The sequence below is a fragment of the Liquorilactobacillus sicerae genome (genome assembly GCF_029916425.1).
Lineage (GTDB): Bacteria > Bacillota > Bacilli > Lactobacillales > Lactobacillaceae > Liquorilactobacillus > Liquorilactobacillus sicerae.
The window spans coordinates 1-657 of record NZ_JAHAVQ010000083.1; the positions used below are offsets into that span (position 1 = coordinate 1).

The window sequence follows — 657 nt, forward strand, 5'->3', positions numbered from 1 at the left end:
CTTTTAAAATAACTAGTGTGTTTTCAACGCGGGCAGTTTGCGATGCACCCCGAGAAAGCAAAGTGGCAACCAATAGGATGACAACAATTGCGAACAGGTCCATTAAGCCGCCATTGGATCCTGTTGAAGCAATTGATAAAGTAGTAGGCAACTTGAATCCTAATGGTGAAATCAGACCTTGAAAGTTTGCAGATAAGCCCGATGCTACAAAGGCTACGGCAATGAAGTATTCGGCTAGTAATGCCCAACCGGCAATCCAGCCCCAAAACTCGCCGAAAACCACGTTGATCCATGAATATGCCGAACCGGCGAATGGCATTGCGGCAGCCATTTCAGCGTAGGCGAAAGCAACCATGCCGGCAACAATTGCGGCACACAAAAATGAAAGGGAAACAGCGGGGCCGGCGTGTTGGGCTGCGACGACTCCCGGCAAAGTAAAAATTGATGTGGAAACAATTGTTCCAACACCAAGCGCCAAAAAGTCCTTAGTTGTAAGACTTCGAATAAGATGGGAATCCTTATCTTGGTAAACTAGCGGATCCTCTTTACGGAACATTTTCTGAAAAATACTGTTCATTAACAATTACTCCTATAATTATGTCAAACATTTTTTAACGATTAACAAATTTTAATTGCCTAAGGATAACAAATTCTGCG

At 43.7% G+C, this 657-nt stretch carries 1 protein-coding gene; it reads right to left on the reverse strand.

Going from position 1 to position 657, the window contains the following annotated elements; translation table 11 throughout:
- Nucleotides 1-577 (reverse strand): amino acid permease (locus tag KH893_RS11335; protein WP_281166216.1); only part of this gene is annotated, 577 nt, incomplete at its 3' end.
- Between the last annotated feature and the right edge of the window lie 80 nt (nt 578-657).